General features: G+C 65.0%; 24 protein-coding genes and 1 tRNA gene. 22 read left to right on the top strand and 3 right to left on the bottom strand.

Translation table 11 applies throughout. The features are described 5' to 3' along the window. The first annotated feature begins 82 nt into the window (after window positions 1-82). The 4 genes from ilvC to DIE02_RS24715 all read left to right on the top strand — a co-directional run bounded on the left by ilvC (window position 83) and on the right by DIE02_RS24715 (window position 4628). Window positions 83-1099, top strand: coding sequence for a ketol-acid reductoisomerase (ilvC, locus tag DIE02_RS24735; RefSeq protein ID WP_044844673.1), 1017 nt, complete (start codon window positions 83-85; stop codon window positions 1097-1099). Window positions 1100-1226: 127 nt separating this feature from the next. Further along, window positions 1227-1871, top strand: coding sequence for a phosphatidylserine decarboxylase (locus DIE02_RS24730; protein ID WP_039370565.1), 645 nt, complete (start codon window positions 1227-1229; stop codon window positions 1869-1871). Window positions 1872-1886: 15 nt separating this feature from the next. Next, a complete protein-coding gene (gene pssA, locus DIE02_RS24725) occupies window positions 1887-2759 on the top strand; it encodes a CDP-diacylglycerol--serine O-phosphatidyltransferase (protein WP_044844672.1) in 873 nt (290 codons plus the stop codon). A 324-nt stretch (window positions 2760-3083) separates the two neighbouring features. Continuing rightward, window positions 3084-4628, top strand: coding sequence for a 2-isopropylmalate synthase (locus tag DIE02_RS24715; protein ID WP_044844671.1), 1545 nt, complete (start codon window positions 3084-3086; stop codon window positions 4626-4628). 79 nt (window positions 4629-4707) lie between these two features. On the opposite strand, the gene DIE02_RS24710 is transcribed toward DIE02_RS24715, so the two are convergent. The 3 genes from DIE02_RS24710 to DIE02_RS24700 all read right to left on the bottom strand — a co-directional run bounded on the left by DIE02_RS24710 (window position 4708) and on the right by DIE02_RS24700 (window position 7835). After that, complete coding sequence (locus DIE02_RS24710; protein WP_124487225.1) at window positions 4708-6258, bottom strand: SulP family inorganic anion transporter; 1551 nt, start codon at window positions 6256-6258, stop codon at window positions 4708-4710. A gap of 36 nt (window positions 6259-6294) precedes the next feature. Continuing rightward, the gene (locus DIE02_RS24705) at window positions 6295-6936 is read right to left on the bottom strand and encodes a carbonic anhydrase (protein ID WP_044844669.1); all 642 of its coding nucleotides are present in this window, start codon (window positions 6934-6936) and stop codon (window positions 6295-6297) included. A 386-nt stretch (window positions 6937-7322) separates the two neighbouring features. Next, the gene (locus DIE02_RS24700; protein ID WP_124487226.1) at window positions 7323-7835 is read right to left on the bottom strand and encodes a hypothetical protein; all 513 of its coding nucleotides are present in this window, start codon (window positions 7833-7835) and stop codon (window positions 7323-7325) included. A gap of 190 nt (window positions 7836-8025) precedes the next feature. Here DIE02_RS24700 and DIE02_RS24695 point away from each other — a divergent pair, with 190 nt between their 5' ends. From DIE02_RS24695 to nuoK, 18 genes are all read left to right on the top strand, one after another. Next, entirely contained in the window at window positions 8026-9285 is a 1260-nt protein-coding gene (locus tag DIE02_RS24695; RefSeq protein WP_124487248.1) for a branched-chain amino acid ABC transporter substrate-binding protein, read from the top strand. A 117-nt stretch (window positions 9286-9402) separates the two neighbouring features. Continuing rightward, window positions 9403-9672, top strand: a complete 270-nt coding sequence (rpsO, locus tag DIE02_RS24690; protein ID WP_006398792.1) for a 30S ribosomal protein S15 — start codon at window positions 9403-9405, stop codon at window positions 9670-9672. Between the two features lie 291 nt (window positions 9673-9963). After that, entirely contained in the window at window positions 9964-12111 is a 2148-nt protein-coding gene (gene pnp, locus DIE02_RS24680; RefSeq protein ID WP_044844667.1) for a polyribonucleotide nucleotidyltransferase, read from the top strand. Window positions 12112-12254: 143 nt separating this feature from the next. After that, window positions 12255-13274, top strand: a complete 1020-nt coding sequence (locus DIE02_RS24675) for an NAD(P)H-quinone oxidoreductase (protein WP_124487227.1) — start codon at window positions 12255-12257, stop codon at window positions 13272-13274. Window positions 13275-13414: 140 nt separating this feature from the next. Further along, the gene (gene tpiA / locus DIE02_RS24670) at window positions 13415-14170 is read left to right on the top strand and encodes a triose-phosphate isomerase (protein WP_124487228.1); all 756 of its coding nucleotides are present in this window, start codon (window positions 13415-13417) and stop codon (window positions 14168-14170) included. A gap of 72 nt (window positions 14171-14242) precedes the next feature. Beyond that, window positions 14243-14623, top strand: a complete 381-nt coding sequence (secG, locus tag DIE02_RS24665; protein ID WP_042977371.1) for a preprotein translocase subunit SecG — start codon at window positions 14243-14245, stop codon at window positions 14621-14623. A 111-nt stretch (window positions 14624-14734) separates the two neighbouring features. Then, a tRNA-Leu gene (locus tag DIE02_RS24660) sits at window positions 14735-14819 on the top strand. Between the two features lie 154 nt (window positions 14820-14973). Continuing rightward, window positions 14974-15333, top strand: a complete 360-nt coding sequence (locus DIE02_RS24655; RefSeq protein WP_006398798.1) for an NADH-quinone oxidoreductase subunit A — start codon at window positions 14974-14976, stop codon at window positions 15331-15333. 62 nt (window positions 15334-15395) lie between these two features. After that, window positions 15396-15875 carry an NADH-quinone oxidoreductase subunit B family protein gene (locus tag DIE02_RS24650; RefSeq protein WP_006398799.1) on the top strand — a complete coding sequence of 160 codons (480 nt, stop codon included), beginning with the start codon at window positions 15396-15398 and terminating at the stop codon, window positions 15873-15875. A gap of 21 nt (window positions 15876-15896) precedes the next feature. Then, window positions 15897-16499: an NADH-quinone oxidoreductase subunit C gene (locus DIE02_RS24645; RefSeq protein WP_044844664.1), complete on the top strand. Its 603-nt coding sequence runs from the start codon at window positions 15897-15899 to the stop codon at window positions 16497-16499. Between the two features lie 9 nt (window positions 16500-16508). Further along, window positions 16509-17762: an NADH-quinone oxidoreductase subunit D gene (locus tag DIE02_RS24640; RefSeq protein ID WP_044844663.1), complete on the top strand. Its 1254-nt coding sequence runs from the start codon at window positions 16509-16511 to the stop codon at window positions 17760-17762. Window positions 17763-17942: 180 nt separating this feature from the next. Further along, the gene (nuoE, locus tag DIE02_RS24635; protein ID WP_006478266.1) at window positions 17943-18428 is read left to right on the top strand and encodes an NADH-quinone oxidoreductase subunit NuoE; all 486 of its coding nucleotides are present in this window, start codon (window positions 17943-17945) and stop codon (window positions 18426-18428) included. Next, a complete protein-coding gene (nuoF, locus tag DIE02_RS24630) occupies window positions 18425-19735 on the top strand; it encodes an NADH-quinone oxidoreductase subunit NuoF (RefSeq protein ID WP_006756904.1) in 1311 nt (436 codons plus the stop codon). The genes nuoE and nuoF overlap by 4 nt, the downstream gene beginning before the upstream one ends. Window positions 19736-19819: 84 nt before the next feature. Beyond that, window positions 19820-22150 carry an NADH-quinone oxidoreductase subunit NuoG gene (gene nuoG, locus DIE02_RS24625; protein ID WP_124487229.1) on the top strand — a complete coding sequence of 777 codons (2331 nt, stop codon included), beginning with the start codon at window positions 19820-19822 and terminating at the stop codon, window positions 22148-22150. Continuing rightward, window positions 22151-23218, top strand: a complete 1068-nt coding sequence (gene nuoH / locus DIE02_RS24620; RefSeq protein WP_044844661.1) for an NADH-quinone oxidoreductase subunit NuoH — start codon at window positions 22151-22153, stop codon at window positions 23216-23218. 15 nt (window positions 23219-23233) lie between these two features. Next, on the top strand, window positions 23234-23722 hold the full coding sequence (nuoI, locus tag DIE02_RS24615) for an NADH-quinone oxidoreductase subunit NuoI (RefSeq protein ID WP_011885529.1): 489 nt from the start codon (window positions 23234-23236) through the stop codon (window positions 23720-23722). A 114-nt stretch (window positions 23723-23836) separates the two neighbouring features. Further along, window positions 23837-24487, top strand: a complete 651-nt coding sequence (locus DIE02_RS24610; RefSeq protein WP_044844660.1) for an NADH-quinone oxidoreductase subunit J — start codon at window positions 23837-23839, stop codon at window positions 24485-24487. An 18-nt stretch (window positions 24488-24505) separates the two neighbouring features. Beyond that, entirely contained in the window at window positions 24506-24811 is a 306-nt protein-coding gene (gene nuoK / locus DIE02_RS24605; RefSeq protein ID WP_004185739.1) for an NADH-quinone oxidoreductase subunit NuoK, read from the top strand. The last annotated feature ends 10 nt before the right edge of the window (window positions 24812-24821 follow it).

Genomic DNA, 24821 nt, shown 5'->3' with positions numbered 1-24821 from the left:
CGCCGGGTGCGCCGTCATGTCCCGGCCCGCAGTACTCCATCTGAACGAATTGTTGAATTTTTGAATTAGCGAAGGAACCATCATGAACGTTTTCTACGACAAAGACGCTGACCTCTCCCTCATCAAGGGCAAGCAAGTCACGATCATCGGCTACGGCTCGCAAGGCCATGCACACGCACTGAACCTGAAGGACAGCGGCGTGAACGTGACGGTCGGCCTTCGCAAGGACGGCGCGTCGTGGAGCAAGGCTGAAAACGCAGGCCTCGCGGTCAAGGAAGTCGCGGAAGCGGTGAAGGGCGCGGACGTCGTCATGATGCTGCTGCCGGACGAGCAGATCGCCGACGTGTACGCGAAGGAAGTGCACGCGAACATCAAGCAGGGCGCCGCACTGGCATTCGCGCACGGCTTCAACGTCCACTACGGCCAGGTGATCCCGCGCGCCGACCTCGACGTGATCATGATCGCGCCGAAGGCCCCGGGCCACACCGTGCGCGGCACGTACTCGCAAGGTGGCGGCGTGCCGCACCTGATCGCGGTTGCGCAGAACAAGTCGGGCGCGGCACGCGACATCGCGCTGTCGTACGCGGCAGCGAACGGCGGCGGCCGTGCCGGCATCATCGAGACGAACTTCCGTGAAGAGACCGAAACCGACCTGTTCGGCGAGCAGGCCGTGCTGTGCGGCGGTACCGTCGAGCTGATCAAGGCAGGTTTCGAGACGCTGGTCGAAGCCGGCTACGCGCCGGAAATGGCGTACTTCGAGTGCCTGCACGAACTGAAGCTGATCGTCGACCTGATCTACGAAGGCGGCATCGCGAACATGAACTACTCGATCTCGAACAACGCCGAGTACGGCGAGTACGTGACGGGCCCGCGCGTCGTCACGGAAGAGACGAAGAAGGCGATGAAGCAGTGCCTGACCGACATCCAGACGGGCGAGTACGCCAAGAGCTTCATCCTCGAGAACAAGGCAGGCGCCCCGACGCTGCAGTCGCGCCGCCGCCTGACGGCCGAGCACCAGATCGAGCAGGTCGGTGCGAAGCTGCGCGCGATGATGCCGTGGATCGCGAAGAACAAGCTCGTCGACCAGACGAAGAACTAAGCACCGCGTGCTGCTCCGGCCCTTCGAGTGGAGGGTCGGTTTCAAAAAGCCGTCCGAAGGCAGCAGTGCCCCGGGCGGCTTTTGCTATCCTACGGGCTTTGCAATTCACCGAACACCGAACGAACCCATGAACTATCCTCATCCGATCATCGCGCGCGAAGGCTGGCCGTTCATCGCGATTGCAGCCGTCATCGCGTTGTTGATCCACGCCGTCGGGGGCTTCGGCTTCGCATGGCCGTTCTGGCTGCTGCTCGTCTTCGTCGTCCAGTTCTTCCGCGATCCGCAGCGCCCGATCCCGGCGCAGCCGAATGCGGTGCTGTGCCCGGCCGACGGCCGCATCGTCGCGGTCGAGACCACGCAGGATCCGTACGCGAACCGCGAAGCGCTGAAGATCAGCGTGTTCATGAATGTCTTCAACGTTCACTCGCAGCGTTCGCCGGTCGACGGCGCGATCTCCAAGGTCGAGTACTTCCCGGGCGCGTTCCTGAACGCGGCGATCGACAAGGCGTCGACCGAGAACGAGCGCAATGCGGTCGTGATCCAGACGGCGAGCGGCAAGACCGTCACCGCCGTGCAGATCGCCGGCCTCGTCGCCCGCCGGATCCTCTGCTACGTGCGCGCCGGCGAGCCGCTGTCGCGCGGCCAGCGCTACGGGTTCATCCGCTTCGGTTCGCGCGTCGACGTGTATCTGCCGCTCGGCAGCCGCGCGAAGGTGTCGATCGGCGAGAAGGTCTACGCGTCGTCGACGATCCTCGCCGAGCTCGAACAGTAAGCGGCGGGGCGCACGATGGCCGCATTCAAACCGCGTCGGCCGCGTAACGGCTCCGGCCAGACGCCACGTCCGTTCCGCCGCAACAAGGGAATGGCGCCCGATCCCGCGCCGCTCGAGAGCCGCCGCGCCGCGCGCCAGCGGTTCCTGAAGACGCGTGGCATCTACCTGCTGCCGAACGCATTCACGACCGCCGCGCTGTTCTGCGGCTTCTTCGCGGTCGTGCAGGCGATGAACGTGCGCTTCGAGATCGCCGCGATCGCGATCTTCGTCGCGATGGTGCTCGACGGGATGGACGGGCGCGTCGCGCGGATGACGCATACGCAAAGCGCGTTCGGCGAACAGTTCGACAGCCTGTCGGACATGGTGTCGTTCGGCGTCGCGCCCGCGCTCGTGATGTACGAGTGGGTGCTGAAGGATCTCGGCCGCTGGGGCTGGCTCGCCGCGTTCGTCTATTGCTCGGGCGCCGCGCTGCGTCTCGCGCGCTTCAACACGAACATCGGCAGCGTCGACAAGCGCTTCTTCCAGGGGCTGCCGAGCCCGGCCGCCGCCGCGCTGATCGCCGGCTTCGTCTGGCTCGCGACCGACAATCGCGTGCCGATGAAGCTCGGCTGGCTGCCCTGGGTCGCGTTTGCACTGACGATCTATGCGGGCGTGACGATGGTGTCGAACGCGCCGTTCTACAGCGGCAAGGCGCTCGACGTGCGGCACCGCGTGCCGTTCGCGGCGATCCTGCTGGTCGTCGTCGCGTTCGTGCTCGTGTCGTCCGATCCGCCGCTGATGCTGTTCTGCCTGTTCGTGCTGTACGGGCTGTCCGGCTACGTGTTCTGGGCCTACATGGCCGTGCGCGGGCGGGCGAATCCCGCGCGCTCGTCGCAACGCGACCACTGACGCGCAACCTGTCCGGAAGCGGCGGCCTCGGAGGTGATTCCGGGCCGCCGTTTTCATTTGCCCCTTTTTCGTGCGTCGGAGCCCGGTATCCCGGGTGCCGTCCGATTGCGCACCCGGCGGAATGTCGCTATAGTCTTCGGCATGACTGCATTTCCCCGCCTCTCCCTCCTTCTAGCCGGTGCGCCGCTACGCGCGCTAGCTTTGGCGCGCCTGCCGCGCTGACCGTTCTCGCCCTCCGTCAAGCCTCGTCTGTTGTTGAGCGTCGCCAGCGGTGGCGCGATCTCATTACGTTCGATTCCCGTATAAAGAGCCCTGGAGCCCCCCATGACAGACAAGCTGATCATTTTCGATACGACGTTGCGTGACGGTGAACAATCGCCCGGCGCGTCGATGACGAAGGAAGAGAAAATCCGCATCGCGAAGCATCTCGAGCGGATGAAGGTCGACGTGATCGAGGCCGGTTTCGCGGCCAGCTCGAACGGCGACTTCGACGCGATCCACACGATCGCCGGTCTCGTGAAAGACAGCACGATCTGCTCGCTGGCGCGCGCCAACGACAAGGACATCCAGCGTGCGGCCGACGCGCTGAAGCCGGCCAACAGTTCGCGGATCCACACGTTCATCGCGACGTCGCCGCTGCACATGGAAAAGAAGCTGCGCATGACGCCGGACCAGGTGTTCGAGCAGGCGCGCCTCGCGGTGCGCTTCGCGCGCAAGTTCACCGACAACGTCGAATTCTCGCCGGAAGACGGCAGCCGTTCGGATCTCGACTTCCTGTGCCGCGTGCTGGAAGCGGTGATCGCCGAAGGGGCGACGACGATCAACATCGCCGACACGGTCGGCTACGGCGTGCCGGAACTCTACGGCAACCTCGTGAAGACGCTGCGCGAACGCATTCCGAACTCGGACAAGGCGATCTTCTCCGTGCATTGCCACAACGATCTCGGGATGGCGGTGGCCAACTCGCTCGCCGGCGTGAAGATCGGCGGCGCGCGCCAGGTCGAGTGCACGATCAACGGTCTCGGCGAGCGCGCGGGCAACACGTCGCTCGAGGAAATCGTGATGGCCGTGAAGACCCGCAAGGACTACTTCGGCCTCGACGTCGGCATCGACACGACGCAGATCGTGCCGACCTCGAAGCTCGTGTCGCAGATCACCGGTTTCGTCGTGCAGCCGAACAAGGCGGTGGTCGGCGCCAACGCGTTCGCGCACGCGTCGGGCATCCACCAGGACGGCGTGCTGAAGGCGCGCGACACCTACGAAATCATGCGCGCGGAAGACGTGGGCTGGACCGCGAACAAGATCGTGCTCGGCAAGCTGTCGGGCCGCAACGCGTTCAAGCAGCGCCTGCAGGAGCTCGGCGTGTCGCTCGACAGCGAAGCCGAACTGAACGCCGCGTTCATGCGCTTCAAGGACCTCGCCGACCGCAAGGCCGAGATCTTCGACGAAGACATCATCGCGATCGTCTCGGAAGAATCGGCGCTCGCGCACGAGCAGGAGCACTTCAAGTTCGTGTCGCTGTCGCAGCGTTCGGAGACGGGCGAGCAGCCGCAGGCGAAGATCGTGTTCGCGGTCGAAGGCAAGGAAGTGACCGGCGAGGCACGCGGCAACGGGCCGGTCGACGCGACGTTCAATGCGATCGAGGGTGAAGTCGGCAGCGGTTCCGAACTGCTGCTGTACTCGGTGAACGCGATCACGACCGGCACGCAGGCGCAGGGCGAAGTGACGGTCCGGCTGTCGAAGAGCGGGCGGATCGTCAACGGTGTCGGCACCGATCCGGACATCGTCGCCGCGTCCGCGAAGGCGTACATCTCGGCGCTGAACAAGCTGCATTCGAAGGACGACAAGGTCAACCCGCAGCGCGCGTAAGCGCTGCGCGTCGAGCGCCCGAAGCACACGAAACGCCCCGAGCGGCCTCGCGCCGCGCGGGGCGTTTTTCATGCGCCGCTCATTCGGCGGCCGGCGCGCGGAACGACCAGCGGCGCGCGGCCGGGCGGGGCGCCGGGCTGCGGCGGCGGAATTCGACCGCGATCCCGCGCCGCGGCGCATCGGCGATGAACGCGTCGAGCAGTTCGAGCACGTCGTGGTCGATGTAGTCGGCGCGCGTCGCGTCGATGATCACGGCCGCGCGGTCCGGAATGTGCCGCAGGTGATGCTTGACCTGCACCTTGCCGAGGAACGACACGTCCTTGCGGAACGACAGCAGGAAGTGGTCGTCGTGCTGCGCGAGCGTGACGGGGCTCTTCAGGTTCGCTACCGCGACCGCCAGCACGCTGCAGGCGAGGCCGAGCGCGATGCCGAACAGCAGGTCGACCGCCAGCACGCCCGCGATCGTCGCGGCGAACGGCACGAACGCGGCCGGGCCCTGCTTCAGCACCGAGCGGAACAGCGCCGGTTTGGCGAGCTTGAGGCCGGTGTGGATCAGTATCGCCGCGAGGCTCGCGAGCGGGATCAGGTTGATCAGCCCGGTGAGCGCGAACACGCTGGCGAGCAGCAGGATCCCGTGCACGATCGCCGACATCCGGCTTTGGGCACCCGCGTTCACGTTGACCGAACTGCGCACGATCACCGACGTGATCGGCAGCCCGCCGACCGCGCCCGCGACGAGATTGCCGACGCCCTGGGCCTTGAGTTCGCGGTCCGGCTGGGTCGGCCGGCGCTTCGGATCGATCTGTTCTACCGCCTCCAGGCTCAGCAGCGTCTCGAGGCTCGCGACGACCGCGAGCGTGATCGCGACGCGCCACACGTCCGGATTGACGAGTTGCGCGAAGTTCGGGCCGAGCTCGGCATGCTTCAGCGATGCCGCGAGCGCCGCGAACGATTCGAGCTCCGGCAGCGTGACGCGATGCGCGGCGCCCGGCGCGACCGACGGTGCAACGACGCCGAGCACCAGCGTCGCGCCGATGCCGAACACGACGACCGCGAGCGGCGCAGGCACCGCGCGTACCCAGCCGAAGCGCTTGAGCGCGGGCGTGTCCCACGCGACCAGCAGCGCGAGCGAGATGAGCGCGATGGCCGTTGCGGCCCAGGCGGTCGGCAGGCCGGGCCACGATGCAAACGATTGCGCGGCCGGCCCGCCGATGCCGAATGCGAACGGAATCTGCTTCACGACCAGCAGCAGGCCGATCGCCGCGAGCATGCCCTTGATGACGGGCGACGGTACGTACGCGGCGAAGCGGCCGGCGCGCAGCATGCCGAAGCCGAACTGCAGCACGCCGGACAGCAGCACAGCGAGCAGGAACGCGGAAAAGCTGCCGAGTTGCGCGATCCCTTCGACGACGATCACGACGAGGCCGGCGGCCGGCCCGCTGACCGACAGTGACGAGCCGCTCAACAGCGCGACGATGATCCCGCCGACGATGCCGGACACGAGCCCGGCGAACGGCTCGACGCCGGACGCATTGGCGATGCCGAGACATAACGGCAGCGCGACGAGGAACACGACGATGCCGGCGACGATGTCGCGCGGCAGGGTGGACAGGCGGTCGTTCAGTTTCATGGTTGGGGTGATTTCATTGGCGTAGGGAGGGGCGGATCAGCCGAGAGCGACGGCCATGGCGGCATGCTCCGGTTCGGCTTCGGCCGGCGCTGTCGTGTAGCCGGAATCGAGTTCCTTCAGGCGGCCGTCGGCAAGCGAAAAGATCCAGCCGTGCACGAGCGGCGGCCGCTGCCGGCCATGCACGATCGGCGAAGCGCGCAGCAGCCGCACCTGTTCGAGCACGTTGAGTTCCGCGAGGCGGTCGGCGGCGGCCGTGTCGTCGAGTCCGTCGAGCGTGTCGCGATGGCGCCGTGCAAGCGCGCACAGCGGCGCGATGCGGCGCGCGACGTGCGGCAGGTCGGCCGGCGGCGGCAGCAGCGACGCGCGCACCCCGCCGCATCCGTAGTGGCCGCACACGATCACGTGGTCGACTTCGAGCACGCGCACAGCGTACTCGAGCACGCTCGCGGAATTGTCGTCGTCGGGATGGAACAGGTTCGCGATGTTGCGATGGACGAACAGCTCGCCGGGCACGCAGTGCGTGATGGTTTCGGCTGGCACCCGGCTGTCGGCGCAGCCGATCCACAGCACGCGCGGATTCTGGCCGCGCGCGAGTGCGTCGAAGAAACCGGGCGTGTGCTCGTGCGTCTCGCGGGCCCAGGCGATGTTGGCAACCAGCATGCTCTTGGGGCGATTCATGAGGACTCCTTTCTGATAAGGACAAACAAATACCGGACGAAGTGGAGCAATAGGATGCTTTCTAAATTGAAAGGTTCAATTTCATCCGATATTAGGGGTATGCCCTAACATCCGGTGCCAATGATACAAATTGTTTCAACTCGATCTGGCGAGGTGCACCGAATGCACCAATGCAACGCATGACATGTATCGTACATGCCTGTTTCCTCCTGGCGGCCGCGTGGCGCGGGGCTCATCGCGATGCTTTGGGCGCATATTCGATCGGAAAGGATTGCTGCTTCAATTCGAAATTAATCGAATATGACGGAAAAAATGAAATGGCCATTCACGCAGCAATTCGTGAATGGCCATTGTGAAAATTTCGCGTAAATGCGCAATCGATCCGATCAGAACAGATTGCGGCGGTCGGGATCGTGCAGCGGGTCCGGTGTTTTCTGCGTGGTGCGCAGGATGCCCTGCGGGTCGAAGTAGAAGCTGTACATCATGTACCAGACGTTGTCTTCGAGATAGCGGTAGGTCCATACCTCGCGCTTCATCAGCGGGAAGTAGGACGTCTCGACCGGGCGGCCGAAATTGACGAGCACGTCGGTCTTGGTCCACTTGCCGATATCCGCGCGATAGAACTCGCTCGGCTGCAGCACCTGGCGCACGTTGACGATCCGGTGGGCCGCGTCGACGTCGGCCGCGATGGTGATCTCGCCCATCGGCTGGGTCGGCCACATCAGGCGCTTGCCGCCGCCGGGCAGGTCGTAGATCTCGCGCGGCGGGCCCATGCGCGCGACGATCGCCGACTCGTCCTGGCCGGCCTGGTATTGCTGCCACGGTTGCGCACAGCCGGCGAGCAGCGCCGCCGCACAGGCGACCAGCACCGGCAGGCGCGCGGGAATGCGAATGCGCATGGGATCCTCCAGAACGCTCTAACCGTTCAGTTGTATCACGGACGGCGCGCGCCGGCGCATCGTGCCGAAAAAATCGGTGCGGATCGCCGGCCGGGTGTCGTCGGGCTATCGTTGCGCGCCGGGCTTGCGGCCGGCGCCGTCCGCGTCCTATGATCCGCGCTTCTCGGACGGGTTGAAGGGCAGGGAGCCGATGCAGCTGTGGAAACGGTACGCGCTCGCATGGAGCGCCGGGTGGATGCTGGCGTCGTCCGCGTTCGCGGCAGGCGAGCCGGTGCGGATCGCGCTGATCGAAGGGATGTCGGGCCCGTTCGCGAACGCGGGCGCGGCCGTCGAGCGCAACCTGCGCTTCGGCGTCGAGCGGGTCAACGCGGCGGGCGGCGTGAAGCTGCGTGACGGCGCGCACCCGCTCGAACTCGTCGTGCTCGACAGCAAGGGCAGCCCGGAGGAGGCGCTGGTGCAGTTGCGCGCGGCGGCGGACCGGCACATCGGTTTCGTCGCGCAGGGCAACAGTTCGGCGGTCGCGGCCGCGCTCGTCGCGGCGCTCGACAAGCTGAACGCGCGCAATCCGGACAGCCGGATGCTGTTCCTCAACTATTCGGCCGACGATCCGGCGCTGACCGGTGCGCGCTGCAGCTTCTGGCATTTCCGCTTCGACGCGCACGCGGGGATGCGGATGGCCGCGCTGGCGGACGTGATGGCGCGCGACCGCCCGCTGCGCAAGGTCTACCTGCTGAACCAGGACTACAGCTTCGGCCACGACGTCAGCGCGCTGGCGCGGCAGGCGCTGGCCGAGCGGCGCCCCGACGTGACGATCGCCGGCGACGAATTCCACCCGATCGGCCGCATCAAGGATTTCTCGCCGTACATCGCGAAGATCCGCGCAAGCGGCGCGGACGCCGTCGTGACCGGCAACTGGGGCAACGACCTCACGCTGCTCGTGAAGGCGGCGCGCGAGCAGGGGCTGAACGCGAAGTTCTATACGTTCTATGGCAACAGCCTCGGCGCGCCGGCCGCGCTCGGCGATGCGGGCGTCGGCCGGGTGGTCGCCGTCGCGGACTGGCATCCGAACGCGGGCGGCGCGCAATCGGACGGGTTCTACCGCGCGTACCGGACCCGTTTTCCCGCTGCCCCGGACGACTATCCGGTGCGACGCATGAGCCTGATGATCGAGATGCTCGCGGCGGCGATGAATCGCGCCGGCTCGTCCGACCCCGTCGCAGTGGCGCGCGCGCTCGAAGGGCTGTCGCTCGACGACGGCTTCCACGCGTCGTCGATGCGGGCGCAGGATCACCAGTTGATCCAGCCCCTTTATGTGATGGAAATGGACAAGGCCGGCACGCCGGGCGTGCGCTTCGACAACGAGGGCTCGGGATACGGTTTCCGGACCGTCCTCGCGGTGCCCGCGCAGCGCACGCAGATGCCGTCGACCTGCTCGATGACGCGCCCGTGACAGGAGGCGATGGAACGGCGTGCAGTTGTGCTACAATGCCCGCCGGTTGTAAGTCACGGCACGGCCATTCTTCCGTGTCCGCCTGTTAGTTAGCCAGTAGGAAACAAAGGAAATCTCATGTCTGTTGCAGATATCAAGAAGTCGGAAGTCGTTGCTCAGTTCGCCCGCGGTACCAACGACACGGGTTCGCCCGAAGTCCAGGTCGCACTGCTGACCGCACGTATCGTCGAACTGACGGGTCACTTCAAGACCCACGCGAAGGATCACCACAGCCGCCGCGGCCTGCTGCGCATGGTGAGCCGCCGCCGCAAGCTGCTCGACTACCTCAAGGGCAAGGATGCCGACCGTTACCGCGCGCTGATCGAGAAGCTGGGTCTGCGTAAGTAATCGAGGCGATTGCCGCCAGCAAGATGCCTGTGTCAGTCCGCTGATGCAGGCATTTTGTTTTTGCGCGGTGCGTAGCGTCACGCGCACCGCAGGTCGTCCGGCACGTGGGTGCCGGGCTGCCGGAACGGCTGATACCGGGGTCGGGATTTGTGTCATTCCAGCGCGCCGCTCGTCGAGCGGCGTGCTGGAATGGCATAAAAAACACACCTTGCTCCGGGTGATTCGGTCGGGACGCCGCCGCGCGGGATGGCCCGCACGGCGAATGAAATGAATGAATTCAAAGGAGCAACCATGTCCATGTTCAACAAGGTCGTGAAGGAATTCCAGTGGGGCCAGCACAAGGTGCGCCTCGAAACCGGTGAAGTCGCCCGCCAGGCGAGCGGTGCCGTGATCGTCGACGTGGAAGACACCGTCGTGCTGGCCACCGTTGTCGGCGCGAAGTCGGCGAAGCCGGGTCAGGACTTCTTCCCGCTGACCGTCGACTACCTCGAGAAGACCTACTCGGCCGGCAAGATCCCGGGCGGCTTCTTCCGTCGCGAAGGCCGTCCGTCGGAACACGAGACGCTGACGTCGCGCCTGATCGACCGTCCGCTGCGCCCGCTGTTCCCGGAAGGCTTCTACAACGAAGTCCAGGTCGTGATCCACGTGCTGTCCGTGAACCCGGAAATCCCGGCGGACATCCCCGCGCTGATCGGCGCATCGGCCGCGCTCGCCGTGTCGGGCCTGCCGTTCAACGGTCCGGTCGGTGCCGCGCGCGTCGCGTACATCGACAACGCCTACGTACTGAACCCGACGCGTGACCAGATCAAGGCATCGAGCCTCGACCTCGTCGTCGCCGGTACGGAGCGTGCGGTGCTGATGGTCGAATCGGAAGCCGACCAGCTGCCGGAAGACGTGATGCTGGGCGCGGTCGTGTTCGGCCACGAGCAGATGCAGACGGCGATCGACGCGATCCACGAACTCGTGCGCGAAGGCGGCAAGCCCGAGTGGGACTGGCAGCCGGCACCGAAGAATGAAGCGCTGATCGCGCGCGTGACGGAACTGGCGCACGGCGACCTGCTCGCCGCTTACCAGTTGCGCGACAAGCAAGCGCGTTCGACGAAGCTGAAGGAAGTCTACGCGGCAACCTCGGCGAAGCTCGAGGAAGACGCGCTGGCGGCCGGCACGGTCGCGGCCGACAAGGCGACCGTCGGCAACATCCTGTTCGACATCGAAGCGAAGATCGTCCGTTCGCAGATCCTGAACGGCGAGCCGCGCATCGACGGTCGCGACACGCGCACCGTGCGTCCGATCGAGATCCGCACCGGCGTGCTGCCGCGCACCCACGGTTCGGCGCTGTTCACGCGTGGCGAAACGCAGGCGCTCGTCGTCGCGACGCTCGGCACGAAGGGTGACGAGCAGATCATCGACGCGCTCGAAGGCGAATACCGCGAGCGCTTCATGCTCCACTACAACATGCCCCCGTTCGCGACCGGCGAAACGGGCCGCGTCGGCTCGCCGAAGCGTCGTGAAATCGGCCACGGCCGTCTCGCGAAGCGCGCGCTGGTCAAGTGCCTGCCGAGCGCCGACGAATTCGGCTACTCGATCCGCGTCGTGTCGGAAATCACCGAATCGAACGGTTCGTCGTCGATGGCGTCGGTGTGCGGCGGCTGCCTCGCGCTGATGGACGCCGGCGTGCCGATGAAGGCGCACGTCGCGGGCATCGCGATGGGCCTGATCCTCGAGGGCAACAAGTTCGCGGTGCTGACCGACATCCTCGGCGACGAAGATCACCTTGGCGACATGGACTTCAAGGTGGCCGGCACGGAGCAAGGCGTGACGGCACTGCAGATGGACATCAAGATCCAGGGCATCACGAAGGAAATCATGCAGGTCGCGCTCGCGCAGGCGAAGGAAGGCCGCATGCACATCCTCGGCAAGATGACCTCGGCGGTCTCGGGTGCGAACACGCAACTGTCGGAATTCGCGCCGCGCATGATCACGATCAAGATCAACCCGGAAAAGATCCGCGACGTGATCGGCAAGGGCGGTTCGGTGATCCGCGCGCTGACCGAAGAAACCGGCACGACCATCGACATCTCCGATGACGGCGTCGTGACGATCGCGAGCACGAACAGCGAAGGCATGGCCGAAGCGAAGAAGCGCATCGAGCAGATCACGGCTGAAATCGAAGTCGGCCAGGTGTACGAAGGCACGGTGCTCAAGCTGCTCGATTTCGGCGCGATCGTGAACCTGCTGCCGGGCAAGGACGGCCTGCTGCACATCTCGGAAATCGTCAACGAGCGCGTGAAGGACATCAACGACTACCTGAAGGAAGGCCAGCAGGTGAAGGTCAAGGTGATCCAGACGGACGAGAAGGGTCGCGTGCGTCTGTCGGCGAAGGCGCTGCTGAACGAAGCAGCGGCGGCGTCGCATTCGGATACGCCGCCGCAGCAGTAAGCGGACAGGCGTGAGAACGGCCGGCAGTGCGAAAGCGTGCCGGCCGTTTTTTCTGTAGCATCGTTGTGCGGCGCAGCAGCGCCGGCGAGGCGCCCGTGCCGCGCACGGGTGCGCCACCCGATTCCGATCCTGGAGCGACCACCATGCAAGCCATCGAAATCACCGAATTCGGCGCCCCCGACGTGCTGAAGCTCGCGGAGCGTCCGCGCCCCGAACCGAAGCGCGGCGAAGTGCTGATCAAGGTGGCGGCTTCCGGCGTGAACCGGCCCGACGTATTCCAGCGCAAGGGCGCCTATGCGCCGCCGCCGGGGGCATCGGATCTGCCGGGCCTCGAGGTCGCGGGCGAGATCGTCGGCGGCGACCTGTCTGATGCGGCGCTGAACCCGTTCGGCCTGAAGCTGGGCGATCGCGTCTGCGCGCTGCTCGCGGGCGGCGGCTACGCCGAGTACGCGGTCGCGCCGCTGCCGCAATGCCTGCCGGTTCCCGATGGGCTGACCGACATCGAAGCCGCATCGCTGCCTGAAACGTTCTTCACGGTGTGGAGCAACGTGTTCGACCGCGCGCTGCTCGGCGCGGGCGAGGGCGGCGAGCAGGAAACGCTGCTCGTGCAGGGCGGCTCGAGCGGGATCGGCGTGACGGCGATCCAGATCGCGCACGCGCTCGGCTATCGCGTGTTCGCGACGGCCGGGAATGCCGACAAATGCCGGGCATGCGAGGCGCTCGGCGCCGAACGTGCAATCAACTACAAGACCGAGGACTTCGTCGAGGTCGTCAAGTCGCTGACGCACGATCGTGGCGTCGACGTGATCCTCGACATGGTCGCAGGCTCGTACGTGCCGCGCGAACTGTCCGCGCTCGCGGATGGCGGCCGCCTCGTGCTGATCGCGCTGCTCGGCGGGGCGAAGGCCGAGGTCAACCTGAACGAGATCCTGCGCCGCCGGCTGACGGTGACGGGCTCGACACTGCGTCCGCGTCCGGTCGAATTCAAGGCGCGCATCGCCGCACAGCTGAAGGCGCGCGTCTGGCCGCTGCTCGAGGACGGCCGCATCAAGCCCGTGATCTACCGCGTGCTGCCGGCCGGCGAGGCCGCGCAGGCGCATGCGCTGATGGAAAGCGGCGAGCACATCGGCAAGATCGTGCTCGATTGGGGTACGACCACCTGACGGCCGTGCGGCCGGACTTGACATGTGCGGTTTGACCGGTTCAAGCCGCGCGCAGTAAAATCGCCGGTTTGCTTCGCCAGATCCAACCTGACGGCCGGTTTCCGGTGCGTTAATGACAAGATAGTGACGAGACAGACACGATGTCGAAACAACGAACGAAGCGAGTGATCGGCAACTGGAAGATGCACGGCCGGCTGGCCGGCAACCAGGCATTGCTGAACGAAGTGGTGCAGGGCGCAGGCGCGGTGGCGGCCGAGACGTCGATCGGCGTGTGCGTGCCGTTCCCGTATCTCGCGCAGGTTCAGGCGCAGCTCGCCGGCGGCCGTGTCGCGTTCGGCGCGCAGGACGTGTCCGCGCACGAGCAGGGCGCGTTCACCGGTGAAGTGGCGGCCGCGATGGTGGCGGAGTTCGGCGCGCAGTATGCGATCGTCGGTCACTCGGAGCGCCGCGCGTATCACGGCGAGCGCAGCGAAACCGTCGCTGCGAAGACGCAGCGCGCGCTCGCGGCAGGCCTCACGCCCGTCGTGTGCGTCGGTGAAACGCTCGACGAGCGCGAAGCGGGTGCGACCGAGCGGGTGGTCGGTGCGCAGCTCGACGCCGTGCTGGCCGTGCTGACGGCCGACGAGGCGGCGCGCATCGTCGTCGCGTACGAGCCGGTCTGGGCGATCGGCACGGGCAAGAGCGCGACGTCGGCGCAGGCGCAGGACGTACACGCATTCCTGCGTGCGCGTCTCGCGGCAAAGGGGGCGGCGGACGTATCGGTGCTGTACGGCGGCAGCGTGAAGCCGGACAACGCGGAAGAGCTGTTCGCGCAGCCGGACATCGACGGCGGCCTGATCGGCGGCGCGTCGCTGAAGGCGGAAGATTTCCTGGCGATCTGCCGGGCCGCGCGTTGAGCGGTCCGGGGTCGAATTGAACCATGATGGCGGCCGGTCGGTCCGGTCGCCTGATCCAATCGGGTGGGTGTGATGCTGTTATTCAAGACGCTGATTATTGTCGTGCAGGTACTGTCTGCACTGGGTGTGATCGGGCTGGTGCTGCTGCAGCACGGCAAGGGTGCCGACATGGGCGCTGCATTCGGCAGCGGCGCGTCGGGCAGCCTGTTCGGTGCGACGGGCTCCGCGAACTTTCTGTCGCGCACGACGGGCATTCTCGCGACGATCTTTTTCGTCGCGACGCTCGCACTGACGTATCTCGGTTCGTACAAGTCGACGCCGTCGGCCGGCGTGCTCGGCACGGCAGCGACCGCGCCGGCATCGGCACCTGCAGCATCGGCACCGGCAGTCGCGGCGTCCGCCGCGGTGGCGGGGTCGGCCGCAAGCGCGCCGGGCCAGGACGTCCCGAAATAAAAAGTTAAATTTTTTGCGGTTGTGCGTTGAACAAATCTGGAACTCGGGTTAGAATTTAATTCTTGAAGCGATTCGCGGGAAACGAGCAGTACAACCCGAGTTGCATGCAGTGCCGACGTGGTGAAATTGGTAGACACGCTATCTTGAGGGGGTAGTGGCGAAAGCTGTGCGAGTTCGAGTCTCGCCGTCGGCACCAAAGTTACTCAATGCCAGCCGCTTCTAGTGGCTGGCATTTTTCATTTGTGGGGTGTGCCTTGCGATTGTCTTGTGATTGCACGCACTCCGAAATGATTCCTTCCGCCGGAAGTGGTATTCTCCGGACGCTCAGAACCAACCGATAGAGGATTGCCTTGAACCTCGCAGCCTATTACCCCGTCTTGTTGTTCCTCCTCGTGGGCACTGGTTTAGGTATAGCGCTGGTCAGCATCGGCAAGCTCCTTGGTCCCAACAAGCCGGACGTCGAGAAGAACGCACCGTACGAGTGCGGCTTCGAAGCCTTTGAAGACGCCCGGATGAAATTCGACGTCCGGTACTACCTCGTCGCCATCCTGTTCATCATCTTCGATCTCGAAACCGCATTCCTGTTTCCGTGGGGCGTCGCGCTCCGGGACATCGGCTGGCCGGGTTTCATCGCAATGATGATTTTTCTGCTCGAATTCCTGCTGGGCTTTGCCTATATCTGGAAGAAAGGCGGCCTCGACTGGGAGTGATGGGTTAATCGCCGGTTTGCATGGGCGGCCACGCTGGGCCGCTCGTCTGGAGTGGAAAGCAAATGAGTATCGAAGGGGTCTTGAAGGAAGGGTTTGTCACCACGACGGCTGACAAGCTGATCAACTGGACGCGTACCGGCTCGCTGTGGCCGATGACGTTCGGGCTCGCGTGTTGCGCCGTCGAGATGATGCATGCGGGCGCGGCCCGTTACGACCTGGACCGGTTCGGGGTCGTGTTCCGTCCGAGCCCGCGTCAGTCGGACGTGATGATCGTCGCCGGCACGCTGTGCAACAAGATGGCGCCCGCGCTGCGCCGCGTGTACGACCAGATGGCCGAGCCGCGCTGGGTGATCTCGATGGGGTCGTGCGCGAACGGTGGTGGCTACTACCACTACTCGTACTCGGTGGTCCGCGGTTGCGACCGGATCGTGCCGGTCGACGTCTACGTGCCGGGCTGTCCGCCCACGGCCGAGGCGCTGGTCTACGGCGTGATCCAGCTTCAGGCGAAGATCCGCCGCACCAACACCATCGCCCGTCAATAAAGCCCCGAGCGTCCCCTCAATATGGCAAGCAAAATCGAGACCCTCAAGGCCAACCTCGAAGCCGCGCTCGGCGCGCGCGTGGTGAGCCTCACCGAAGCGATCGGTGAACTGACGCTCGTCGTGAAGGCGAGCGATTACCTCGAAGTCGCAAAGACGCTGCGCGACGATCCGAAGCTCCGTTTCGAGCAGCTGATCGACCTGTGCGGCATCGACTATCAAACGTACGGCGACGGCGCCTACGACGGCCCGCGTTTCGCGGCCGTGTCGCAGCTGCTGTCGGTCACGAACAACTGGCGCCTGCGCCTGCGCGTGTTCGCGCCGGACGACGATCTGCCGATCGTGGCGTCGCTCGTCGACATCTGGACCTCCGCAAACTGGTACGAGCGCGAAGCGTTCGACCTGTACGGCCTCGTGTTCGAGGGTCACCCCGACCTGCGCCGCATCCTCACCGACTACGGCTTCATCGGCCATCCGTTCCGCAAGGACTTCCCGGTGTCGGGCTATGTCGAAATGCGTTACGACCCGGAAGAGAAGCGGGTCGTCTACCAGCCGGTGACGATCGAGCCGCGCGAAATCACGCCGCGCGTGATCCGCGAGGATCGCTATGGCGGTCTGAAACATTAAGGGGGCGTCATGGCAGAAATCAAGAACTACACCCTCAACTTCGGCCCGCAGCACCCGGCAGCGCACGGCGTGCTGCGCCTGGTGCTCGAGCTCGACGGCGAAGTCATCCAGCGTGCCGATCCGCACATCGGCCTGCTGCACCGCGCGACCGAAAAGCTCGCGGAAAGCAAGACCTTCATCCAGTCCGTGCCGTACATGGACCGTCTCGACTACGTGTCGATGATGGTCAACGAGCACGGCTACGTGCTCGCGATCGAGCGCCTGCTCGGCATCGACGTGCCGGAGCGCGCGCAGTACATCCGCGTGCTGTTCGACGAGATCACCCGCGTGCTGAACCACCTGATGTGGATCGGCGCGCACGCACTCGACGTCGGCGCGATGGCCGTGTTCCTGTACGCATTCCGCGAGCGCGAAGACCTGATGGACGTGTACGAAGCGGTGTCCGGTGCACGGATGCACGCGGCGTACTACCGTCCGGGCGGCGTCTATCGCGACCTGCCTGACGCAATGCCGCAATACAAGGCGTCGAAGATTCGCAACGAGAAGGCGCTCGCGAAGATGAACGAAGCGCGCAGCGGCTCGGTGCTCGACTTCATCGACGACTTCTTCACGCGCTTCCCAAAGTGCGTCGACGAATACGAAACGCTGCTGACCGACAACCGGATCTGGAAGCAGCGTCTGGTCGGGATCGGCGTCGTCAGCCCGGAGCGTGCGCTGCAGATGGGCCTGACGGGCCCGATGCTGCGCGGCTCGGGCATCGCCTGGGACCTGCGCAAGAAGCAGCCGTACGAAGTGTACGACCGCATGGATTTCGACGTGCCGGTCGGCGTGAACGGCGATTGCTACGACCGCTATCTGGTGCGCGTGGAAGAAATGCGCCAGTCGGTCCGTATCGCGAAACAGTGTATTGAGTGGCTCCGCAAGAATCCGGGCCCGGTGATGACCGACAATCACAAGGTTGCGCCGCCGTCGCGCGTCGGCATGAAGACCAACATGGAAGACTTGATTCACCACTTCAAGCTCTTCACCGAAGGTTTTCACGTGCCGGAAGGCGAGGCGTACGCGGCAGTCGAGCATCCGAAGGGCGAGTTCGGCATCTACCTCGTGTCGGACGGTGCCAACAAGCCGTATCGCCTCAAGATCCGCGCACCGGGCTTCGCGCACCTCGCGTCGCTCGACGAAATGGCGCGCGGTCACATGATTGCCGACGCCGTCACGATCATCGGTACGCAGGACATCGTGTTCGGCGAAATCGATCGCTAATGGTTGCGCCGCCTGCGCGAGCGGGCGGCGAGCAGTCAGTCACACGCGAAGTCACATGCGGTATGCGCCGAGCCGGCGCGGCTTCGCAAGCTGTCAACAGTGAGCGCCAGGTCTGCCGTCCATGCACAGCAGTGCGGCAGGTTGTTCGTTCGGTAGGAATTGAAAGAGTCGTGTCTGAAAATGATCTCAGCTGAAGGCCTGAAGGAAATCGATCGAGCGTTGACGAAGTATCCCGCCGATCAGAAACAGTCCGCCGTGATGTCGGCGTTGGCCGTCGCTCAGGAAGAGCACGGCTGGCTGTCGCCCGAACTGATGCAGTTCGTCGCGGACTATCTCGGCATGCCGGCCGTCGCCGTGCAGGAAGTCGCGACGTTCTACACGATGTACGAGCTCAAACCGGTCGGCAAGCACAAGATCACGCTCTGCACGAACCTGCCGTGCCAGCTTGGCCCGCACGGCGGCGCGGAAGCGACGGCCGACTACCTGAAACAGAAGCTGGGCATCGGCTTCGGCGAGACCACGCCCGACGGCAAGTTCACGCTGAAGGAAGGCGAATGCATGGGCTCGTGCGGCGATGCGCCGGTGCTGCTGGTGAACAATCACAGAATGTGCAGCTTCATGAGCCGCGAGAAGATCGACCAGCTGCTTGAGGAGCTCTCGAAATGACGTCCCTCCACGACCGTCACATCAAACCGCTGATCCTCGCTGGTCTGAACGGCGAGAACTGGCATCTCGAAGACTACGTTGCGCGCGGCGGCTACAAGCAGCTGCGCCGCATTCTCGAAGAAAAGATTCCGCCGGAGCAGGTGATTGCCGACGTGAAGGCGTCGGGCCTGCGTGGCCGTGGCGGTGCGGGCTTCCCGACCGGCCTGAAGTGGAGCTTCATGCCGCGCCAGTTCCCGGGGCAGAAGTACCTCGTCTGCAACTCGGACGAAGGCGAGCCGGGCACGTTCAAGGATCGCGACATCCTGCGCTGGAACCCGCATGCGCTGATCGAAGGCATGGCCATCGGCGCGTACGCGATGGGCATCACCGTCGGCTACAACTACATTCACGGCGAAATCTTCGAAGTGTATCGACGCTTCGAGGCCGCGCTCGATGAGGCGCGCGCCGCGGGTTTCCTCGGCGACAACATCATGGGCTCGGAATTCTCGTTCCAGCTGCACGCGCACCACGGTTACGGCGCGTACATCTGCGGCGAGGAAACGGCGCTGCTCGAGTCGCTCGAAGGCAAGAAGGGCCAGCCGCGCTTCAAGCCGCCGTTCCCGGCGAGCTTCGGCGTGTACGGCAAGCCGACCACGATCAACAACACCGAGACGTTCGCCGCGGTGCCGTTCCTGCTGTCCATCGGGCCGCAGAATTACCTCGAGATCGGCAAGCCGAACAACGGCGGCACGAAGATTTTCTCGGTGTCGGGCGACGTCGAGCGTCCGGGCAACTATGAAGTGCCGCTCGGCACACCGTTCGCGACGCTGATGGAACTCGCCGGCGGGATGCGCGGCGGCCGCAAGATCAAGGCCGTGATTCCGGGCGGCTCGTCGGCGCCGGTGATCCCGGGCGACATCATGATGCAGACCGATCTCGATTACGACTCGATCGCGAAGGCGGGCTCGATGCTCGGCTCCGGCGCGGTGATCGTGATGGACGAGACGCGCTGCATGGTGCGTTCGCTGCTGCGCCTGTCGTACTTCTACTACGAGGAATCGTGCGGCCAGTGCACGCCGTGCCGTGAAGGCACCGGCTGGCTGTATCGCGTCGTGAATCGTATCGAGCACGGCGAAGGCCGCCAGGAAGATCTGGACCTGCTGAACTCGGTTGCCGAGAACATCATGGGCCGCACGATCTGCGCGCTCGGCGATGCGGCGGCGATGCCGGTTCGCGGGATGCTCAAGCATTACTGGGACGAATTCGCGTACCACGTCGAGCACAAGCACTGCATGGTCGGCGGCCACGCGCACGCGGCGGCAGCCTGAAGCGAAGCACCGGTTGCGGAATTTGAGCGCACGGTCGGGCGAAGGCGCGAACGGGCGGAAATAGGTTAAGGACCATTCACCATCATGGTTGAACTTGAAATAGACGGCAAGAAGGTCGAGGTGCCCGAAGGCAGCATGGTGATCCAGGCTGCGCACAAGGCGGATACGTACATTCCTCACTTCTGCTATCACAAGAAACTGTCGGTCGCGGCCAACTGCCGGATGTGTCTCGTCGAAGTCGAGAAGATGCCGAAGGCCGTGCCTGCCTGCGCGACGCCCGTGTCGGCCGGCATGATCGTGCACACGCAGTCCGACAAGGCCGTGAAGGCGCAGCAGTCGGTGATGGAATTCCTCCTCATCAACCATCCGCTCGACTGCCCGATCTGCGATCAGGGCGGCGAATGCCAGCTGCAGGATCTGGCGGTCGGCTACGGCAAGTCGTCGTCGCGCTACTCGGAAGAGAAGCGCGTGGTGTTCCACAAGAACGTGGGCCCGCTGATCTCGATGGAAGAAATGTCGCGCTGCATCCACTGCACGCGCTGCGTCCGCTTCGGCCAGGAAATCGCCGGCGTGATGGAGCTCGGCATGCTGGGCCGCGGCGAGCACTCGGAAATCACGACGTTCGTCGGCAAGACGGTCGACTCCGAACTGTCGGGCAACATGATCGACCTGTGCCCGGTCGGCGCGCTGACCAGCAAGCCGTTCCGCTACAGCGCCCGTACGTGGGAACTGTCGCGCCGCAAGTCGGTGAGCCCGCACGATTCCGTCGGCGCAAACCTCGTCGTGCAGGTGAAGAACAACCGCGTGATGCGCGTGCTGCCGTTCGAGAACGAAGCGATCAACGAATGCTGGATTTCGGACAAGGATCGTTTCTCGTATGAAGGCCTGAACAGCGAAGAGCGCCTGACGAAGCCGATGCTGAAGCAGGGCGGCCAGTGGATCGAAACCGACTGGCAGACCGCGCTCGAATACGTCGCGAAGGGCCTGAAGGGCATCGCCGCGGATCACGGCGCGACTGCGCTGGCGATGCTCGCGAGCGCGCACAGCACCGCTGAAGAGCTGTTCCTCGTGAAGCAGCTCGCCAACGAACTGAAGACGCCGAACGTCGACTTCCGTCTGCGTCAGCAGGATTTCTCGGCGCCGGTCGAGGGCGCACCGTGGCTCGGCATGCCGATCGCCGACCTGTCGAACGTGGATGCCGCGTTCGTCGTCGGTTCGTTCCTGCGCCGTGACCACCCGCTGTTCGCCGCACGCCTGCGCCAGGCCGCGAAGAACGGCGCGAAGCTGCACTTCCTGCACGCGACCGCCGACGACTCGCTGATCCCGACCGCGAAGCGCATCGTCGCCGCGCCGTCGGCATGGCTCGACGAACTGGCCGGCGTGGCCGCAGCCGTCGCGCAACTGCGCGGCATCGCGCTGCCGGACGCGCTCGCGGGCGTCGCCGCATCGCCGGCTGCGCAAGCGGTCGCCCAGTCGCTCGCGAACGGCGAGCGCCGCGCGGTGCTGCTCGGCAACGCAGCCGTGCGTCATCCGCAATTCGCGAAGCTGCACGCCGTCGCACAGTGGATCGCCGACAACACCGGCGCCACGTTCGGCTTCCTGACGGAAGCGGCGAACACGGTCGGCGCGCACGTCGTCGGCGCACTGCCGGGCGAAGGCGGCCTGAACGCACGCGAAGCGTTCGCGCAGCCGCGCAAGGGTTACGTGCTGCTGAACGTCGAACCGGAATTCGACACGGTCGATCCGGCGCAGGCGCTTGCCGCGCTGAACCAGGCCGAGATGGTCGTCGTGATGTCGCCGTTCAAGCACGGCCTCGATTACGCCGACGTGCTGCTGCCGATCGCGCCGTTCACGGAAACGGCCGGTACGTACGTGAACGCGGAAGGCTCGGTGCAGAGCTTCAACGGCGTCGTACGCCCGCTCGGCGACACGCGTCCGGCGTGGAAGGTGCTGCGCGTGCTCGGCAGCCTGCTCGGCCTGCCGAACTTCGAATACGAAACGGCCGAAGAAGTGCGTCTCGCGGCGCTCGGCGACGCAGGCGTCGCGAACCGTCTGTCGAATCAGGCGTCGGCCGCACCGGCCCGCGTCGCGGCAACTGCCGCGAACGGCGGCTTCGAGCGCCTCGCCGACGTGCCGATCTATCATGCCGACGCACTCGTGCGCCGCGCAGGTGCGCTGCACCTGACGGCCGCCGCGAAGGTAGCGAACGCCGCAGCCCTGCCGGCCGCGCTGTTCGACAAGCTGGGCTTGAAGGAAGGCGACGCGGTGCGCGTGCGCCAGGGCGAGCGTGCGGTGCAGTTGCCGGCCGTGCGCGACGCGAATCTTGCGGAGACGGTCGTTCGCGTGTCGGCGGCAACGCCTGCCGGCGCAGCGCTCGGCAGCCTGTCCGGTGAACTGGTGGTGGAGAAGGCGTAAATGAGCTTGTTCGATACGATCAACGCGGGCGGCGCCCAGGTTCTCGGCGTCGCGTGGCCGACGGTGTGGGCAATCGTGCGCATCCTCGTCGTCTCCGTCGTCATCCTGCTGTGCGTCGCGTACCTGATTCTGTGGGAACGCAAGCTGATCGGCTGGATGCACGTGCGTCTCGGCCCGAACCGCGTCGGCCCCGCCGGCCTGTTGCAGCCGATCGCCGACGTGCTGAAGCTGCTGCTGAAGGAAGTGATTCAGCCGAGCGCCGCCAGCCGCTGGCTGTACCTGATCGCACCGGTCATGACCGTCGTGCCGGCGTTCGCCGTGTGGGCGGTGATCCCGTTCCAGGCCGAAGCCGTGCTCGCGAACGTGAACGCGGGCCTGCTGTACGCGATGGCGATCTCGTCGATCGGCGTGTACGCGGTGATTCTCGCCGGCTGGGCATCGAACTCGAAGTACGCGTTCCTCGGCGCGATGCGCGCCGCGGCGCAGATGGTCTCGTACGAAATCTCGATGGGCTTCGCGCTGGTGCTCGTGCTGATGACGGCCGGCAGCCTGAACCTGTCGGAAATCGTCGGCTCGCAGCAGCACGGCTTCTTCGCCGGCCACGGCGTGAACTTCCTGTCGTGGAACTGGCTGCCGCTGCTGCCGGCGTTCGTCGTCTACTTCGTGTCCGGCATCGCCGAAACGAACCGTCACCCGTTCGACGTGGTGGAAGGGGAGTCGGAGATCGTCGCGGGTCACATGATCGATTACTCGGGCATGGCGTTCGCGCTGTTCTTCCTCGCCGAGTACATCAACATGATCGTGATCTCGGCACTGGCCTCGACGCTGTTCCTCGGCGGCTGGGACGCACCGTTCGAATTCCTGTCGTTCATTCCGGGCATCTTCTGGCTGGTGCTGAAGGTATTCGCGCTGCTGTCGGTGTTCATCTGGGTGCGCGCGACGTTCCCGCGGTACCGTTACGACCAGATCATGCGTCTGGGCTGGAAGGTGTTCCTGCCCGTCACGGTGATCTGGGTGGTCGTGGTCGGCTTCTGGATGATGTCGCCGCTCAACATCTGGGTGAAGTAAAGATCGGACGAAATCATGACGGCAATCCAACACTTCTTTAAGACCTTCTTCCTGACGGAGCTGCTGAAGGGGCTCGCGCTGACCGGTCGTTACACGTTCCGGCGCAAGTTCACCGTGCAGTTCCCGGAAGAGAAGACCCCGATTTCGCCGCGTTTCCGCGGGCTGCATGCGCTGCGCCGCTACGAAAACGGCGAAGAGCGCTGCATCGCGTGCAAGCTCTGCGAGGCCGTGTGCCCCGCGATGGCGATCACGATCGAATCGGAAACGCGCGCGGACAACACGCGCCGCACGACGCGCTACGACATCGACCTGACGAAGTGCATCTTCTGCGGTTTCTGCGAAGAAAGCTGCCCGGTCGATTCGATCGTCGAGACGCAGATTCTCGAATACCACGGCGAAAAGCGCGGCGACCTGTATTTCACGAAGGAAATGCTGCTCGCGGTGGGCGATCGCTACGAGAAGGACATCGCTGCGGCGAAGGCTGCCGACGCGCCGTATCGTTGATTGTGTTTGCAGTGCCGGCCCGGCATGAACGGGCCGAGCCGCCGCGACGGGTGCGGCACGCGAGAGCGTCCCGCAAGCCGCGCCTGACTATGGCCTAACGATGAACCGGTAATCATGGAATTCACGACCGTACTGTTCTACATCTTCGCGCTGCTCCTGGTGGTATCAGGGCTGAAGGTGATCACTTCGCGCAACCCGGTGGCGTCTGCGCTTTTCCTTGTGCTGGCGTTCTTCAACGCCGCCGCGATCTGGATGCTGCTGGAAGCGGAGTTCCTCGCGATCCTGCTGGTGCTGGTGTACGTGGGCGCCGTGATGGTGCTGTTCCTGTTCGTCGTGATGATGCTGGACATCAACATCGATTACCTGCGCCGCGACTTCAAGCGCTTCGTGCCGATGGCGACCGTCGTCGGCGCGATCATCGTGGTCGAGACCGCGCTGATCCTGTGGCGCGGCTACGGCGACACGCACACCGTGCACGCGATGGCGACGGGCGCGATGGCCGACTGGTCGAACACGCGTCTGATCGGCAAGGTGATCTACACCGACTACATCTTCGCGTTTGAAATCGCCGGCCTGGTGCTGCTGGTCGCGATCATTGCCGCGATCGGGCTGACCGAGCGCAAGGGCAAGGACAGCAAGCGCCAGCGTGTGTCGGATCAGGTCAAGGTGCGCCGCGACGACCGCGTGCGCCTCGTGAAGATGGAAGCGGACAAGCCGCAGCCGGAAACGGCGCAGAGCGAAGCCGGTACGAGCACCAACGGCTAAGCGGAGGAAAGGAAAACCATGCTGACTCTTGCTCATTACCTCGTGCTCGGCGCGATCCTCTTTGCGATCGCGATCGTCGGGATCTTCCTGAACCGCCGCAACATCATCATCATCCTGATGGCGATCGAGCTGATGCTGCTGGCGGTGAACACCAACTTCGTCGCGTTCTCGCACTACCTCGGCGACGTGCACGGCCAGATCTTCGTGTTCTTCGTGCTGACCGTCGCCGCAGCGGAAGCCGCGATCGGTCTCGCGATTCTGGTGACCCTGTTCCGTAAGCTCGACACGATCAATGTCGAGGATCTCGATCAGCTCAAAGGTTAATTTCAGGCAA

Origin of the sequence: Burkholderia sp. Bp8991, assembly GCF_003853795.1 — a bacterium.
GTDB lineage: Bacteria > Pseudomonadota > Gammaproteobacteria > Burkholderiales > Burkholderiaceae > Burkholderia.
Note: the sequence above shows the minus strand (reverse complement) of the source record. Positions and strands in the feature narration are given on the sequence as shown.

What these genes read in the sequence shown, in the direction of transcription:
- pssA (WP_044844672.1), top strand. Translation starts at nt 1,887, where the DNA reads ATGGCCGCATTCAAACCGCGTCGGCCGCGTAACGGCTCCGGCCAGACG.
- ilvC (WP_044844673.1), top strand. Translation starts at nt 83, where the DNA reads ATGAACGTTTTCTACGACAAAGACGCTGACCTCTCCCTCATCAAGGGC.
- pnp (WP_044844667.1), top strand. Translation starts at nt 9,964, where the DNA reads ATGTCCATGTTCAACAAGGTCGTGAAGGAATTCCAGTGGGGCCAGCAC.
- DIE02_RS24640 (WP_044844663.1), top strand. Translation starts at nt 16,509, where the DNA reads ATGGCAGAAATCAAGAACTACACCCTCAACTTCGGCCCGCAGCACCCG.
- nuoG (WP_124487229.1), top strand. Translation starts at nt 19,820, where the DNA reads ATGGTTGAACTTGAAATAGACGGCAAGAAGGTCGAGGTGCCCGAAGGC.
- DIE02_RS24715 (WP_044844671.1), top strand. Translation starts at nt 3,084, where the DNA reads ATGACAGACAAGCTGATCATTTTCGATACGACGTTGCGTGACGGTGAA.
- DIE02_RS24675 (WP_124487227.1), top strand. Translation starts at nt 12,255, where the DNA reads ATGCAAGCCATCGAAATCACCGAATTCGGCGCCCCCGACGTGCTGAAG.
- nuoE (WP_006478266.1), top strand. Translation starts at nt 17,943, where the DNA reads ATGATCTCAGCTGAAGGCCTGAAGGAAATCGATCGAGCGTTGACGAAG.
- tpiA (WP_124487228.1), top strand. Translation starts at nt 13,415, where the DNA reads ATGTCGAAACAACGAACGAAGCGAGTGATCGGCAACTGGAAGATGCAC.
- DIE02_RS24700 (WP_124487226.1), bottom strand. Translation starts at nt 7,835, where the DNA reads ATGCGCATTCGCATTCCCGCGCGCCTGCCGGTGCTGGTCGCCTGTGCG.
- secG (WP_042977371.1), top strand. Translation starts at nt 14,243, where the DNA reads ATGCTGTTATTCAAGACGCTGATTATTGTCGTGCAGGTACTGTCTGCA.
- nuoF (WP_006756904.1), top strand. Translation starts at nt 18,425, where the DNA reads ATGACGTCCCTCCACGACCGTCACATCAAACCGCTGATCCTCGCTGGT.
- DIE02_RS24610 (WP_044844660.1), top strand. Translation starts at nt 23,837, where the DNA reads ATGGAATTCACGACCGTACTGTTCTACATCTTCGCGCTGCTCCTGGTG.
- DIE02_RS24695 (WP_124487248.1), top strand. Translation starts at nt 8,026, where the DNA reads ATGCAGCTGTGGAAACGGTACGCGCTCGCATGGAGCGCCGGGTGGATG.
- DIE02_RS24730 (WP_039370565.1), top strand. Translation starts at nt 1,227, where the DNA reads ATGAACTATCCTCATCCGATCATCGCGCGCGAAGGCTGGCCGTTCATC.
- rpsO (WP_006398792.1), top strand. Translation starts at nt 9,403, where the DNA reads ATGTCTGTTGCAGATATCAAGAAGTCGGAAGTCGTTGCTCAGTTCGCC.
- nuoH (WP_044844661.1), top strand. Translation starts at nt 22,151, where the DNA reads ATGAGCTTGTTCGATACGATCAACGCGGGCGGCGCCCAGGTTCTCGGC.
- DIE02_RS24705 (WP_044844669.1), bottom strand. Translation starts at nt 6,936, where the DNA reads ATGAATCGCCCCAAGAGCATGCTGGTTGCCAACATCGCCTGGGCCCGC.
- DIE02_RS24645 (WP_044844664.1), top strand. Translation starts at nt 15,897, where the DNA reads ATGGCAAGCAAAATCGAGACCCTCAAGGCCAACCTCGAAGCCGCGCTC.
- DIE02_RS24710 (WP_124487225.1), bottom strand. Translation starts at nt 6,258, where the DNA reads ATGAAACTGAACGACCGCCTGTCCACCCTGCCGCGCGACATCGTCGCC.
- nuoK (WP_004185739.1), top strand. Translation starts at nt 24,506, where the DNA reads ATGCTGACTCTTGCTCATTACCTCGTGCTCGGCGCGATCCTCTTTGCG.
- nuoI (WP_011885529.1), top strand. Translation starts at nt 23,234, where the DNA reads ATGACGGCAATCCAACACTTCTTTAAGACCTTCTTCCTGACGGAGCTG.
- DIE02_RS24650 (WP_006398799.1), top strand. Translation starts at nt 15,396, where the DNA reads ATGAGTATCGAAGGGGTCTTGAAGGAAGGGTTTGTCACCACGACGGCT.